At 68.8% G+C, this 13940-nt stretch carries 12 protein-coding genes and 1 tRNA gene; 9 read left to right on the forward strand and 4 right to left on the reverse strand.

Annotation, left to right across the window (positions count from 1 at the left end; translation table 11 throughout):
• Nucleotides 1-116 precede the first annotated feature (116 nt).
• The 9 genes from O3X23_RS23750 to O3X23_RS23790 all read left to right on the forward strand — a co-directional run bounded on the left by O3X23_RS23750 (nt 117) and on the right by O3X23_RS23790 (nt 8174).
• Nucleotides 117-434 (forward strand): RRQRL motif-containing zinc-binding protein, encoded by a 318-nt coding sequence (locus O3X23_RS23750; RefSeq protein ID WP_269273633.1) that lies wholly within the window; start codon nt 117-119, stop codon nt 432-434.
• A gap of 17 nt (nt 435-451) precedes the next feature.
• Entirely contained in the window at nt 452-760 is a 309-nt protein-coding gene (locus O3X23_RS23755) for a hypothetical protein (RefSeq protein ID WP_269273522.1), read from the forward strand.
• A gap of 16 nt (nt 761-776) precedes the next feature.
• Nucleotides 777-1031, forward strand: a complete 255-nt coding sequence (locus tag O3X23_RS23760; protein ID WP_269273523.1) for a hypothetical protein — start codon at nt 777-779, stop codon at nt 1029-1031.
• 355 nt (nt 1032-1386) lie between these two features.
• The gene (locus tag O3X23_RS23765) at nt 1387-3282 is read left to right on the forward strand and encodes an FtsK/SpoIIIE domain-containing protein (protein ID WP_269273524.1); all 1896 of its coding nucleotides are present in this window, start codon (nt 1387-1389) and stop codon (nt 3280-3282) included.
• Between the two features lie 87 nt (nt 3283-3369).
• Nucleotides 3370-4056: an SAM-dependent methyltransferase gene (locus O3X23_RS23770; protein WP_269273525.1), complete on the forward strand. Its 687-nt coding sequence runs from the start codon at nt 3370-3372 to the stop codon at nt 4054-4056.
• Complete coding sequence (locus O3X23_RS23775) at nt 4053-4889, forward strand: bifunctional DNA primase/polymerase (RefSeq protein ID WP_269273526.1); 837 nt, start codon at nt 4053-4055, stop codon at nt 4887-4889. Before O3X23_RS23770 ends, O3X23_RS23775 begins: the two co-directional genes overlap by 4 nt.
• Before the next feature lies 1 nt (nt 4890).
• Nucleotides 4891-6366: an ATP-binding protein gene (locus O3X23_RS23780; protein WP_269273527.1), complete on the forward strand. Its 1476-nt coding sequence runs from the start codon at nt 4891-4893 to the stop codon at nt 6364-6366.
• A 462-nt stretch (nt 6367-6828) separates the two neighbouring features.
• Nucleotides 6829-7020 (forward strand): helix-turn-helix domain-containing protein, encoded by a 192-nt coding sequence (locus O3X23_RS23785; protein WP_269273528.1) that lies wholly within the window; start codon nt 6829-6831, stop codon nt 7018-7020.
• Between the two features lie 2 nt (nt 7021-7022).
• Nucleotides 7023-8174, forward strand: a complete 1152-nt coding sequence (locus O3X23_RS23790; protein ID WP_269273529.1) for a tyrosine-type recombinase/integrase — start codon at nt 7023-7025, stop codon at nt 8172-8174.
• A 76-nt stretch (nt 8175-8250) separates the two neighbouring features.
• Here the strand turns inward: O3X23_RS23790 and O3X23_RS23795 are convergent.
• The 4 genes from O3X23_RS23795 to gyrB all read right to left on the reverse strand — a co-directional run bounded on the left by O3X23_RS23795 (nt 8251) and on the right by gyrB (nt 13757).
• Nucleotides 8251-8327: transfer RNA gene (locus O3X23_RS23795), tRNA-Ile, on the reverse strand.
• Nucleotides 8328-8389: 62 nt separating this feature from the next.
• The gene (locus tag O3X23_RS23800; RefSeq protein WP_269273530.1) at nt 8390-9094 is read right to left on the reverse strand and encodes a DUF3566 domain-containing protein; all 705 of its coding nucleotides are present in this window, start codon (nt 9092-9094) and stop codon (nt 8390-8392) included.
• A gap of 2 nt (nt 9095-9096) precedes the next feature.
• Nucleotides 9097-11682: a DNA gyrase subunit A gene (gene gyrA, locus O3X23_RS23805; RefSeq protein ID WP_269273531.1), complete on the reverse strand. Its 2586-nt coding sequence runs from the start codon at nt 11680-11682 to the stop codon at nt 9097-9099.
• Between the two features lie 41 nt (nt 11683-11723).
• A complete protein-coding gene (gene gyrB / locus O3X23_RS23810; RefSeq protein ID WP_269273532.1) occupies nt 11724-13757 on the reverse strand; it encodes a DNA topoisomerase (ATP-hydrolyzing) subunit B in 2034 nt (677 codons plus the stop codon).
• Between the last annotated feature and the right edge of the window lie 183 nt (nt 13758-13940).

A 13940-nucleotide genomic window follows, 5' to 3' on the forward strand; every position in this document is an offset into this window, starting at 1 on the left:
CGCTTCACGATCGAGCCCACCCAGGCATAACAGCGGCAACCCGCCGCTTCACCCACCCCAACACCCCAACCAGCAGCGGGTTCGTGCTCAGACAGCTCTCAGAATCTGCGAACCCGCTGCTTTCCGTGCATCGGTGGCGGCTGGCCCCTGACGGGCTGGCCACCCGCCGCCAGCTCCGCGCGATGGGGCTGCGCCCGGGTGGCCAGGACGTAGCCGCCGAAGTCCAGCGCCCTCGCCGTCGGCGGGGCCCGCTGGTCGCTTACCTCTACCGCGTTGACCTGGCGAAACCGGTCCGGCCGATGACGTCCCGCAAGTGGGGTGCTCTCGCGCTGGCGATGCTGGCCCGACGCACCTGCCCCGTCTGCCAAGTCGATGCCGGGTACTGCATACCGCGCTCCCTTGGCATGTGCGTGACCTGCGCAGACTCCCACTGACCTGAGGGAGAGTCCTGATGGCCCGTCGTGACCCACCGGGGATCATCGCCCCGCACATACCCGCAGACGCCTACCGCCGCGCCGAAGCCACCGGGCAACCGGTCGTCATCGTCGTGCACACCACCGATCAGGACGGGCGCCCGTTGCGCCACTACCTGTTTCCCCTCGTCATCGCGGGTGCCGGCGTCGTGGGGATGTTCGGCCTCGTGGCCGCGTTCGTCGCACTCCTCGACTTCGCAGCCCACACCGCCATCGCCATCGGCAGCGTGGCCGGACCGGTCAGCGTCGGCGGCATCACCCTCAAACTCGCTCGCACCAAGGACTGAACGGATGGAGCCCCGCATGATCCGCCTGCGTATCCATACGGCAGTCTGCCCGCGCTACGCGCTCGTCCTCACCGACACCCCCCGCCCCAACTGCCCCGATTGCGGCGGCACGGGCGGCATCCTCCACCACTACGGCGATGACTCGGGCGAGTACGCCGGCACCGAGTGTGAGCCCTGCGGCTGCTGGACCCACTGGCGCATGACCCTGCTGCCCCTGCTGTCCTGGTTCCGCCGACCGCGCGTCGGCTACAGCAGCGAACCGCCTTTCTAGTCCCGCCCCGCCCAAAGCCTCCCGCCCACCCCAAACGGGCGGGAGGCCGTAGGGGGCCCGCAGGGCGTCCGATCCCCCTCGCATGTGGGGCATGACCCCCCGGGTCGCGAACGGCCGTTGAGGCCCCCACGAGGGGGCTGCACGGGCCTGATTTGCGGTGCTCTTCGCGCGCGTGCGCGTAGAGGCCCCCTCCCTGAAACGGCGCAACTCCGCAACTTCGCAGGTCACAGGCGGTTGTGGAGGCTCAACCTGCGGTGCCGACGCAACCGGCAGCGCAACCCCCGGTCATTGAGGTGGGCCGGTGACGCCACGCAACGGCGCACCGGCCCTATCCACGGTCTTGGAGGACCTTTTCGTGGACTGGAAACAAGCATGGTCGAACACCACCACCACAACCAACACAGCGCTGGACGCGCTCGCACCGATGTGCGCGCCGTTCGCGGTCCGCTGGGACCGGGACGCCGAGCGCCGGACACAACTGCGGACCCCGGAGCACCTGAAAGCGCTCATGAGTGCGCAGCGGGAGCACAACTCTGCCCGCTCCACCGCTGTCATGGCGCGCAATCAGCGCAGTGCGGCCCGTAAGGCGACGAACAATCCGCTGTCGCAGAACCGCCGGGCCGCGCGGACCGCGCACAAGGCCGCACGGCAGCATCACAGCCAGGCCCGCGCGGTGTTGAAGGCGGCGCAGAACAACTACCCCGCCACTCTCACCACCCGTGCGGTGCAGGCGCATGCCGCGCACGCGGTGCCGGGCGGGTTGGCGTCTTGGCTGATGTCGGAGACCGCCCACACGCTCACGGTGTGGCCGGCGTCCCTGTCCGCCGGGCTGATCGTCCTGAACGCGGCCGGTCTGTGGCTGGGGCGTCGTCAGCCGTCGGTGCGGCTCGATGACGGGATGAGCCCTGAGGAGCGTCGGTTGGCCTCCCGGCTGGACCCCTCGTTCTGGGTCCAGAACGCCGACGCCCGGGGCTTGTCGGGCACGGTGCCCACCCCGGCCAAGCTCACCCAAGCCGGGCTGGTCGCACACGTGCGTCTCGACGGCCGGTGGACACCGAAATCGTTCCGCGCGAAGGCTGATGAGATCCGGGCCTTGCTGGGGGCGCGGACGGCCCTGCGCATGGAGATCACCTCCGGCAGCCACGGCGACCGGGCCACGATCACGCTGCGCACCCGCAGCGCGGCCGACGGCATCGACCTGACCGGCTGGGCCCCCGGCGCCCCATGGGGCATCGACACCATCACCGGCGACCCGGTCATGGTCCCGCTGGGCCGCCGGATGCTGATCGCGGGAACCTCCGGATCAGGCAAGTCCTGGTCCACCCGGGCGCTTCTCGCAGACGCCTCCGAGCCTGCCGACCACCGCCTTATCGTCATCGACCCGAAGCGGGTCGAGGCCCTGAACTGGCAGCACCGAGCCCGCACGGCGGTCCGCCGAGACGACGTCCTTGAGGTGACCGATGAGCTGGTCGAGGAGATGCACGAGCGGCTGGAGGAGATCCCGCGCGGCAGCGACGTCATCGCCATCAGCGCCCGCCGCCCCCGCATCACGGTCTTCGTCGACGAAGGGGCCGAGGTCATCGCCATGGCCCGGCACAAGGCCCCCCGCACCGAGGACGGGCCCGGCACGGACTACGTCCGGATCATGGAGAACCTGCGCACCCTGGCCCGCATGGCACGGGCAGGGGAAATCATCCTGATCTGGGCAACGCAGAAGCCCACTATGGACGGCAAGAGCCCCGGTCTGGACCCGCAGATCAGCGCGCAGATCACCTACCGGGCCTCGCTCGCCCTCTCCACATCCTCAGAGTCCCGGGTGGTGTTCGGGGAGGACGCCACCGAGGACGGATGGCACGCACACAAGCTGCCCATGCCCGGTATCGCGATGCTGCGCTCCGGACCCAAGTCCCAGCCCCACCCGGTCAAGACCCGGGCGTTCTCCCCGGCCGACGTCATCGCCCTGCCCGACCGCCCCATCTGGCACCGGACAGCAACCTCCCAGCCGACCCGGAGCCCGCTGCACCTGGTCAAGGAGCCGACCACCGCCCCGGCGGCCGCGCCCGTGCCGGCCAGCAACCGGGACCGGGTGCGACAGGCAGTCGCGGACGGGGCTCGGACCCTGCGGGACATCACCGACCGGACCGGCATCAACAAGGGAACCGTCTCCCGCGAACTCAAAGCCCTCATCGCCACCGGAACCCTGCTCAGGACCGATGACGGCATGGTCCTGCCCGGCCAGCAAGCGGCCTGACCGAACGACAACGGCGGCCCCAATCCGACCAAGAGCCGGGGCCGCCGCCAATCCAGCACGCTCACACGAGAACTGGAGACACCCAGCATGACCCAACCCACCCCCATCCGGCGACCCCACCGGCCCCGTTTACTGGACGCCTATGGCTGCCAGGGCGGCGCCGGCAAAGGCTACGACGACGCCGGATTCGACGTCACCGGCCTCGACCACGAGCCGCAGCCCCGCTACCCGTTCACCTTCGTCCAGGGTGATGCGGTCGCGTTCATCCGGGAGCACGGGCACGAGTTCGCGGCGATCCACGCTTCTCCGCCGTGCCAGCACGACAGCGACTGCCAGCGCATCCAGGGCCGCGACCACCCGGACCTGATCGCCCCTACCCGCGCAGCGCTGGAGTCCACTGGCAGGCCGTGGGTGATGGAGAACGTCAAGGGTGCCCTGCCCAAGCTCCGCGAGCCGGTGATGCTGTGTGGGGCGATGTTCGGGATGGCGACCTACCGCCACCGTTGGTTCGAGACTGGCGGCGGCTTCACCCTTACCGCACCCGCCCACCCCGCGCACATCGCACCGCAGGCCAAGATGGGCCGCCCCGTCCCGGACGGCTGGTACGGGCAGTTCGTCGGGAACTTCTCCGGCGTCGACCTGGCCCGCCGCGTCATGGGCGTGCCGTGGATGAACCGCGACGGCATCCGCGAGTGCATCCCACCCGCCTACGCGGCGTGGATCGGTGCCCAGCTCCTGGCCAGCATCACGCCGGCACTGGGGGTGGCGGCATGAACGCCCTGCTGGCCACCGCCCTGGACCTGGCCGCCGCCGGGGTACCGGTGCTGCCGCTGCGGGCGGGGAAGGTCCCGTTCGGGAACTGCCGGGCCTGCGCCGGCAACGTGTGCGGCGGGCGGCCGAACATGAAGACCCCCGGCCCCTGCACCTGCCCGAACCTGTGCCACGGCTGGGCCGCTGCCACCACCGACCCGAACGTCATCTCCTCGCCTCCGTGGGAGCGGGCGTGGCGGCAAGCGGCGGGTGTGGCCTACCACCCGGGCGGCGCCGGGCTCACCGTCGTGGACCTCGATAACCCGGCCGCCATCGCCTGGGCCCGTGCGAACCTGCCCGCCACCCGGACCGTGCCGACGACCCGGGGCGAGCACTGGCTCTACCAGGGCGCCATGCAGGGCGCCAACGGCGTACGGCCCGGCGTCGACATCAAGTCGACCATGGCCTACGCCCGCTGGCTCGGTGCCGGCACCGGCACGATGGCGGCGCTGCCGGACGTCGTGCGCGCGCTGACCGCCAAGGAGTCCGCGCCCGTACGACCGGCGCCGCCCATCGCCGTGCCCGCTCAGGCCAGGGACAGCCAGTGCCCGCACCGCACACCCGCCTATCTCGCCCGTGGCCTGGCCATGGCGGAGCAGCGCATCACCGAGGCCCGCGAGGCGGTGCACGCGACCGTGTACCGAACGTTCCTCGCAGTGCTGTCCGCGCACGGCCAGTGCGGCTGCCTCACCGAGGCACACATGGCCCGGCTGTTCACCGCCGCACAGGTCAAGGGCGAATCGGCACGGCACTGCACCGACGCATGGACCAACGCCCTGAACCGATTGGGGATGTGACATGCCCGAGGACGAGAAGACCCCCGCCCGCGAGATCATCACCGACTACGCGCAATCCCACTTCCGGTACTTCCGCACCGCCGACGGCACCGTATACGCACAGCGCAACGGCCACCCCGTGGCCCGCCCGATCCGCTCGCAGGGCACGACCGGCAGCCACCGCCAGGAACTCATCGTCGGTATGTACCGCGACGGGATCGGGGTGTTCAACGGCACCGCGCTCAAAGAGGCGCTGGATTTGATCGAGGCGCTGGCGCTGTACGAGGAGACGCAGGCGGTGCACATCCGGGTGGCACCGGGGTTCGACGGGGCGACGTGGCTGGACCTCGGGCGGGATGACGGGCAGTCCGTCCGCATCCACCCCACCGGCTGGGACATCCTCACCCCCGACCCCCGCGAGGTGTGCTGGCGGCGCACCCAGCTCACCGGGGAACTGCCCCTGCCGGCCAAGGACACCGGCGGTAAAGGCATCGACCTGCTGATGCGGTTGTGCAACTTCGCCACCGCTGAGACCGAGTGCTTGGCCATCGCCTGGCTGATCGGCTGCCTCAGGCCGTTCGCGCCCGTCCCCGCACCGTTCCTCACCGGCCCCCAGGGTGCGGGCAAGTCCACCGCCGGGCGGATGCTCCTGCGGATCATTGAGGGCATGAGCGGAGACCTGCGCCGGGCACCGAAGGACGAAGGCGACCTGATCACGGCCGTGGCCGCCGGATGGATCACCGCCCTGGACAACCTCTCCCACATGACCCCGGAGCTGTCCGACGCGATGTGCTGCATCGTCACCGGCGCCGAAAGCGTCAAGCGCGCCCTGTTCAGCGACGGGGACGTCTTCCGTCTGGGCTTCCGCCGCCCCCTGCTCCTGACCGGCATCGACGTCGGAGTCATCCGCCCCGACCTCGCTGAACGGCTCCTGCCGCTACGCCTGGTACGGCCCCGGATCCGGCGCACCGAGGCCGAACTGTGGGCCGAGTACGCGGAAGTGCTGCCGGTCATCCTCGGCTCGCTCCTGGACCTCACCGTCAAGGTCCGCGCCATGGAGGTGGAGACCCCCACCGACCTGCGGATGGCGGACTTCGCGCACCTGTGCGCGCAGCTCGACGCAGCCGCCGGCCTCGGAGCACTCACCGCCTACCTGGCCAGCCTGGACGAGCTGAACGACGACGTGATCGAGGGCGACCTGCTCGCGCAGACCGTCCTGAAGCACGCCGAGACCCTCGCCCCGGGCACGGAGCAACGGATGACGTCCACGCAGTGGCTGCACTGCCTCAGCCGCCTCCACAGCGGCGACGACTGCCGCCCCCTGCCCAAAGGCTGGCCGACCACCGGCAAAGTCCTCTCCGACCGCCTCAAGCGCCTCCAACCAACGCTGGCCGCACGTGGCGTGCTCATCGACACCGGCCGCACCAGCGAAGGCCGCTACCTCGAAATGACCCGCCCGGCAGCCCCGCCGCCACCTGAACAGCAGCGGGCGTTCTGACCCGCACGCACACCCGGAACAGCAAGAAGAGCACCGGCCCCGGGGGGTGCTCCTCTTGCTGTTCGGCGGAACGCCGCTCGAAGGTCGTGCCGCGCAGCGGCTCCTTCTTCGCTCTGTGAGGCGCACCGGACCACAACAGACAGGCCCTTCTTTTTTCCTAAGTAGGAAGAACCTGCGTCATCTGCGTCATGCGGGCCGAAATACGGGCCTTGACCTGCGGTGACAGCCATGACGCAGACGGCGGCGCCTGCGTCATCCTGCGTCATCTGCGTCATGCGATGACGCAGCCCATGACGCACCCATGACGCACCCCCAACCGCTACGTCACTAAAAACCGCAGGTCAGAGGCCCGCATGACGCCAATGACGCAATGACGCAGAAATCCCCACCTCGGACAGGTGCGACGGCCCCACGAGCGCGAGCCGCCCAAAACGCGCCCACCCCGCCACCCAAGGAGCCGCAGTGACCACCGCTCCCATCCCCGAAGCACTGACCGTGCCAGAGGTCATGGCTGCACTGCGGCTCGGCCGCAGCAAGCTCTACGACCTGCTCCGCTCCCGCGAGCTGGACAGCTTCAAAATCGGCCGCAGCCGCCGCATCACGGTCGACAGCCTCACCGCCTATCTCCGCAACCAGACCAATCAGGAGTACTGACCATGGCTAAGCGCAGGCCGAACGGTGCGGGCAGCATCACCCGCCGCAAGGACGGCACCTATCACGGGCGTGCCTACGTGACGACGACTGAGGGCGTGCTCAAGCGGGTGTCCCGCTACGGCAAGACCTATGACGAAGTTGCCGAGAAGCTGGCCAAGCTGCTGGAGCTGGAATCCAAAGGCGTGCCGACACCGGATAAGGCGTGGAAGGTCGGCCCCTACCTCACGTACTGGCTGGCAGAGATCGTGCAGCCGAACCAGCGGCCCACTACCTACGACAAGTACGAGTCCATGGCGCGGCTGCACCTTATCCCCAAGCTGGGGACAAAGCGGCTGACCAAGCTGGGCATCGCCGACGTGCGTACCTTCCTGCGGCAGACCAAGGCCGAGGGCGTGGGGGCGTCAACGCGGCTTGAGTGCATGAAGGTGCTGCGGAACGCCCTCAACCGGGCGATGCGGGAAGAGCTGCTGCTCCGCAACGTCGCATCGCTGGTGGACATGCCCTCCGTCGACTCGAAAGAGATCATCCCGTGGAGCGCGCAGGAAGCCATCGACTTTCTGCGGTCAACGCGTCCGCACCGCATGCACGCCGCGTTCGTCCTGGCGCTGGTGCTGGGCCTGCGGCGCGGGGAGCTTCTGGGGCTGCGCTGGATCGATCTGGACCTCGATCAGGGGGTCGCGCACCCGCGCAAGCAGGTACAGCGGCAGAAGGGCGCTGGGCTGGTCCTGGTGGACCTCAAGACAGAAGCCTCCAAGGGCGCTCTGCCGCTCCCCCTGCTGTGCATCGAGACCTTGGGAGAGTGCCGGCGCCTGCGGGAGCTGGAGAAGGCCAAGGCAGGGGAGAAGTGGACCGAGCTGGGATTGGTGTTCGGCACCGAGACCGGGGGTCTCTTTGATCCGGATCACTTCTCCCAGACGTTCCAGCGCCGGGTGAAGCGCTCCCGGCTCCGGCGGGTGCGGCTGCATGACACACGTCACACCTGCGGCAGTCTGCTCGCTTGGCTGGGGGTCCACCCCAAGGACGCTCAGAAGATCCTGCGTCACAGCCAGATCAAAACGACGCTGGACATCTACACCCACGTCACCACGGAGTCCCAGCGGGCCGCCGCAGCCAAGATCAGCGCCAAACTCCGGGACGGCATGCAGGGCCGCTGATCGCCTACTGGCGTAAGCCGTGGGGGTACGGGACGCAAGAACGCCCCGGAAGGAGATCCTTCCGGGGCGTTTGCGCTGGTGGGCCTAACAGGACTTGAACCTGTGGCCTCTTCCTTATCAGGGAAGCGCTCTAACCGTCTGAGCTATAGGCCCTCGCTGCAACGAAAGATTAGCGCACCACAGGCCATGTCCCAAAATCGGTATCCGACGCCCGGTTACTCGTCCTCCGCGAGCGTCAGCTCGACGCCGCCGACGAAGCCCGCGGACATGTTGTAGATGAAGGCTCCGAGGGTGGCCAGAGCCGTCGCGAGGACCACGTCGATCACCGAGATGACCGTGGTGATGACGAGGACGCGGGACAGCGACAGGAAGGACACCAGGTCGAAACCACCGCTGGCGCCGCCCTCCGCCGTCGTCGCGTCGCTGATGGTGCTGCCGACCGTGCTGAAGACGCCGATCGCGTCCAGCACCATCCACAGCACCGCGACCGCCACGATCGTGCAGATGCCCAGCGCGATGGAGAGCAGGAAGCTGACCTTCATCACCGACCACGGGTCGGCCCTGGCGACCCGCAGCCGCGCCTTGCGCGTCCGCGGCACCGTACGGGCGGCGGGACGCGGCCGGCGGACGCCCGCGGCGGCCGGCGCCCCCGCACCGGCCCCCTGGGGGCCCGGCGGCGGGTAGGCCTGCGCGGGCTGGTGCGGCGGCTGCTCCGGCGCACCGGGAACCCCCGCGCCATAGGTCTGAAGCGGGCCCGCACGATGCGGCGGACGGGTGTCGGTCACGATGGATCCCCCCTGCTGCGGGCTGCTGCTCGTGGAGGAGCCAGGGGCACCGCCGCCGGCACCGGCCTGGGTGGCCGCCTGCGGCCGGTCCGGACCTGTCGTCCCGCCGGCAGCGGCGCCCGTGGCTCCACTCACGGTTACTCCTCGATTTCAGCGGCCACGGGCTCGTCGCCCACGGCCTCGTCGGCGTCGGCCTCTTCGGCCTCCACCCCAGCCTCGGCATTGCGCGCGATGCCCACGACGGCATCCCGCTTGCCAAGATTGATCAGTTGGACGCCCATGGTGTCACGGCCCGTCTCCCTGACCTCGTTGACCCGCGTACGAATCACTCCGCCGCTGAGGGTGATGGCGAGGATCTCATCGCTCTCCTCGACCACCAGCGCCCCGACGAGGGAACCGCGGTCCTCGACAATCTTCGCCGCCTTGATGCCGAGTCCGCCACGCCCCTGGACGCGGTACTCGTCCACCTTGGTGCGCTTGGCGTACCCGCCGTCGGTGGCGGTGAAGACGAACGTACCCGGCCTGACCACATTCATCGAGAGCAGTTCGTCGCCCTCTCGGAAACTCATGCCCTTCACACCCGACGTGGCACGGCCCATCGGCCGCAGCGCGTCGTCCGTGGCGGTGAACCGGATGCACTGCGCCTTGCGGCTCACCAGCAGCAGATCGTCCTCCGCCGAGACCAGCTCGGCACCGATCAGCTCGTCGTCCGAGCCGTCCTCGGCCTCGCGCAGGTTGATGGCGATGACGCCGCCGGCCCGCGGGGAGTCGTAGTCCTTGAGCGCGGTCTTCTTGACCAGGCCCGCCCGGGTGGCGAGCACCAGGTACGGAACGGCCGAGTAGTCCCGGATCGCCAGGATCTGGGCGATCTTCTCGTCCGGCTGGAACGCCAGCAGGTTCGCGACGTGCTGGCCGCGGGCGTCCCGCCCGGCGTCCGGCAGCTCGTACGCCTTCGCCCGGTAGACCCGGCCCTTGTTGGTGAAGAACAGCAGCCAGTGGTGCGTGGTGGAGACGAAGAAGTGGTCGACGAGGTCGTCCTGCTTCAGCTTCGCGCCGCGTACGCCCTTGCCGCCGCGCTTCTGCGACCGGTAGTCCTCGGTCTTGGTGCGCTTGACGTAACCGCCGTGCGTGATCGTGACGACGATGTCCTCTTCGGCGATCAGGTCCTCGATGGACATGTCACCGTCGAAGGGGATCAGCTTGCTGCGCCGGTCGTCGCCGAACTTGTCGACGATCACCGCCAGCTCCTCGCTGATGATCTGCCGCTGCCGCTCGGGCGAGGCCAGGATCGCGTTGTACTCGTTGATCTTCTGCTGCAGCTCGTCGTGCTCCGCGACGATCTTCTGCCGCTCCAGGGCCGCGAGGCGCCGCAGCTGCATCTCCAGGATCGCGTTCGCCTGGATCTCGTCGATCGACAGCAGGCCCATCAGGCCCTCGCGGGCGATGTCGACCGTGTTGCTGCGCCGGATCAGCGCGATGACCTCGTCGATCGCGTCCAGCGCCTTGAGCAGGCCGCGCAGGATGTGCGCCCGCTCCTCGGCCTTGCGCAGCCGGAAACGCGTGCGGCGGACGATGACCTCGACCTGGTGCGTCACCCAGTGCCGGATGAACGCGTCGATCGACAGGGTGCGCGGCACCCCGTCGACCAGGGCCAGCATGTTCGCCCCGAAGTTGGTCTGCAGGTCGGTGTGCTTGTACAGGTTGTTCAGCACGACCTTGGCGACCGCGTCGCGCTTGAGCACCACGACCAGGCGCTGCCCGGTGCGCGAGCTCGTCTCGTCGCGGACATCGGCGATGCCGGCGACCTTGCCGTCCTTCACCAGGTCGGCGATCTTCTGCGCGAGGTTGTCCGGGTTCACCTGGTACGGGAGCTCCGTGACCACCAGGCACTGGCGGTTCTGGATCTCCTCGACGTTGACGATCGCGCGCATCGTGATCGAGCCGCGGCCCGTGCGGTACGCGTCCTCGATGCCGCTCCGGCCCACGACCAGCGCGCCGGTCGGGAAGTCCGGGCCCTTGATCCGCTCCAGGAGCGCTTCCAGCAGTTCCTCGTGCGAGGCCTCGGGGTTCTCCAGGTACCACTGCGCGCCCGCCGCGACCTCGCGGAGGTTGTGCGGCGGGATGTTGGTGGCCATACCGACCGCGATGCCCGCCGAACCGTTCACCAGCAGGTTCGGGAAGCGCGCCGGGAGGACCGTCGGCTCCTGGTTGCGGCCGTCGTAGTTGTCCTGGAAATTGACGGTGTCCTCGTCAATGTCGCGGACCATCTCCATCGACAGCGGCATCATCTTGCACTCGGTGTACCGCATGGCGGCGGCCGGGTCGTTGCCCGGGGAACCGAAGTTGCCGTTGGAGTCCACGAGCGGCATCCGCATCGACCAGTGCTGGGCGAGGCGGACCAGGGCGTCGTAGATCGAGGAGTCGCCGTGCGGGTGGTACGTGCCCATGACGTCACCGACGACGCGGGCGCACTTGTAGAAGCCCTTCTCGGGCCGGTAGCCGCCGTCGTACATCGCGTACAGCACACGGCGGTGCACCGGCTTGAGGCCGTCACGGACGTCGGGCAGCGCACGCGACACGATGACGGACATCGCGTAGTCGAGGTAGCTGCGCTGCATCTCCGTTTCGAGGCCCACCGGCTCGATGCGCACGGTGGAAACCTCGGCATCGGCGGCCACGGCCGCCTCGTCGTCGGGCGTCACAGGGGGATTCTCGTCGGCCATTGCTGGTCAAAGTCCTTTCGGGCGGCGGCGGTGGGGCCGACTCAGATGTCGAGGAAGCGGACGTCCTTGGCGTTGCGCTGGATGAACGAGCGCCGCGCCTCGACGTCCTCACCCATCAGCACCGAGAACAGGTCGTCGGCCTGCGCGGCGTCGTCCAGGGTGACCTGGCCCAGCACGCGGTGGTCGATGTCCATGGTGGTGATCCGCAGCTCCTCGGCGTTCATCTCGCCGAGGCCCTTGAAGCGCTGGATCGCGTCTTCCCGGACCCGCTTGCCCTGCTGGCGGCCGATCTCCATCATCGCGTCGCGCTCGCGGTCGGAGTACGCGTACCCGAAGTCGTCCCGGCTCCACTTGATCTTGTAGAGCGGCGGGCGGGACAGGTAGACGTGGCCGGCCTCGACCAGCGGGCGCATGAAGCGGAAGAGGAACGTCAGCAGCAGGGTGTTGATGTGCTGGCCGTCGACGTCGGCGTCCGCCATCAAGATGATCTTGTGATAGCGGAGCTTCGCGATGTCGAAGTCCTCGTGCACACCGGTGCCGAACGCCGAGATCAGCGCCTGGACCTCGGTGTTCTGCAGGATCTTGTCGATCCGCGCCTTCTCGACGTTGAGGATCTTGCCGCGGATCGGGAGGATCGCCTGGTACTGCGGGTTGCGGCCCGACTTCGCGGAACCACCGGCCGAGTCACCCTCGACGATGAAGATCTCGCACTTCGTCGGGTCGTTCGACTGGCAGTCGCTCAGCTTGCCCGGCAGCGACGCGCTCTCCAGCAGCCCCTTGCGACGGGTCAGGTCACGCGCCTTGCGGGCCGCGACCCGCGCGGTGGCCGCGTTGATCGACTTGCGGATGATGTCCGCGGCCTCGTTCGGGTTGCGGTCCAGCCAGTCCGTGAGGTGCTCGTGCACGGCCTTCTGCACGAAGGTCTTCGCCTCGGTGTTGCCCAGCTTGGTCTTCGTCTGGCCCTCGAACTGGGGCTCGCCGAGCTTGACGGAGATGATCGCCGTCAGACCCTCGCGGATGTCCTCGCCCGCGAGGTTGTCGTCCTTCTCGCGGAGGAACTTCTTCTCGCGCGCGTAGCGGTTCACCAGCCCGGTGAGCGCCGCACGGAAGCCCTCCTCGTGCGTACCGCCCTCATGGGTGTGGATCGTGTTCGCGAAGCTGTAGACACCTTCGGTGTACTGGGTGTTCCACTGCATCGCGACCTCGACGGAGAGCAGCCGCTCCTTGTCCTCCGCCTCGATGTCGATCACGGTCGGGTGAATCAGCTCGCCCTTGCGGGAGTTGAGGTGATTCACGAAGTCGACGATGCCGCCCGGGTAGTAGTACTTCACCGAGCGCACCTGGGGGGCGTCCTCCGCCTCCTCGACCACCTCGGCACCGACGGTGGCCTTCGCCGACTCGCGCTCGTCGGTCAGCGTGATCGTCAGGCCCTTGTTGAGGAAGGCCATCTCCTGCAGCCGCCGCGACAGCGTCTCGAAGGAGTACTCGGTGGTCTCGAAGATGTCCGGGTCGGCCCAGAACGTCACCGTGGTGCCCGTGGTGGACGACGCCTCGTTCTTCGCCAGCGGAGCGGTCGGAACACCCAGCTTGTAGTCCTGCGTCCAGCGGAAGCCGTCGCGGTTGACCTCGACGGTGACCTTCGTCGACAGCGCGTTGACGACCGAGACGCCGACGCCGTGCAGACCGCCGGAGACGGCGTAGCCGCCGCCGCCGAACTTGCCGCCCGCGTGCAGCACGGTCATGACGACCTCGATGGCGGGCTTGCCCTCGGACGCGACGATGTCCACGGGGATGCCGCGGCCGTTGTCGACGCAGCGCACGCCGCCGTCGGCCAGGATCGTCACATCGATGGTGTCCGCGTGCCCGGCGAGGGCCTCGTCGACCGAGTTGTCGACCACCTCTTGGACCAGGTGGTGCAGGCCGCGCTCACCGGTGGAGCCGATGTACATGCCCGGACGCTTACGGACCGCGTCGAGGCCCTCGAGCACGGTGATCGCGCTGCCGTCGTAGACCGGACTGGAGTTCTCGTTGGGGTTGCCGGAATCGGCCACGAAGCGCCCTTTCTGGCACAGCACGAGCCGTCTCCCGCCGAGCGGGATCGGCTGCGTCGTTCGACATGTACCGCGACTGGGCGGCTTACGTATCAGTCTACCGGTAGCGCCGACATGAATGGGGCTTTGGCGGTACCTGAGTTCCCACGTGCCGTCCTGAACCACACTCGCCCGACTCCCTACACGTGGACCGGGGCCGGAAACGGC

The organism is Streptomyces sp. H39-S7 (genome assembly GCF_027158205.1).
Taxonomy (GTDB): domain Bacteria; phylum Actinomycetota; class Actinomycetes; order Streptomycetales; family Streptomycetaceae; genus Actinacidiphila.

Bases quoted from the DNA above. Each gene is read 5' to 3' on its own strand.
- O3X23_RS23760 (WP_269273523.1), top strand. From the start codon at position 777: ATGATCCGCCTGCGTATCCATACGGCAGTCTGCCCGCGCTACGCGCTC.
- O3X23_RS23755 (WP_269273522.1), top strand. From the start codon at position 452: ATGGCCCGTCGTGACCCACCGGGGATCATCGCCCCGCACATACCCGCA.
- O3X23_RS23770 (WP_269273525.1), top strand. From the start codon at position 3,370: ATGACCCAACCCACCCCCATCCGGCGACCCCACCGGCCCCGTTTACTG.
- O3X23_RS23780 (WP_269273527.1), top strand. From the start codon at position 4,891: ATGCCCGAGGACGAGAAGACCCCCGCCCGCGAGATCATCACCGACTAC.
- gyrA (WP_269273531.1), bottom strand. From the start codon at position 11,682: ATGGCCGACGAGAATCCCCCTGTGACGCCCGACGACGAGGCGGCCGTG.
- O3X23_RS23775 (WP_269273526.1), top strand. From the start codon at position 4,053: ATGAACGCCCTGCTGGCCACCGCCCTGGACCTGGCCGCCGCCGGGGTA.
- O3X23_RS23790 (WP_269273529.1), top strand. From the start codon at position 7,023: ATGGCTAAGCGCAGGCCGAACGGTGCGGGCAGCATCACCCGCCGCAAG.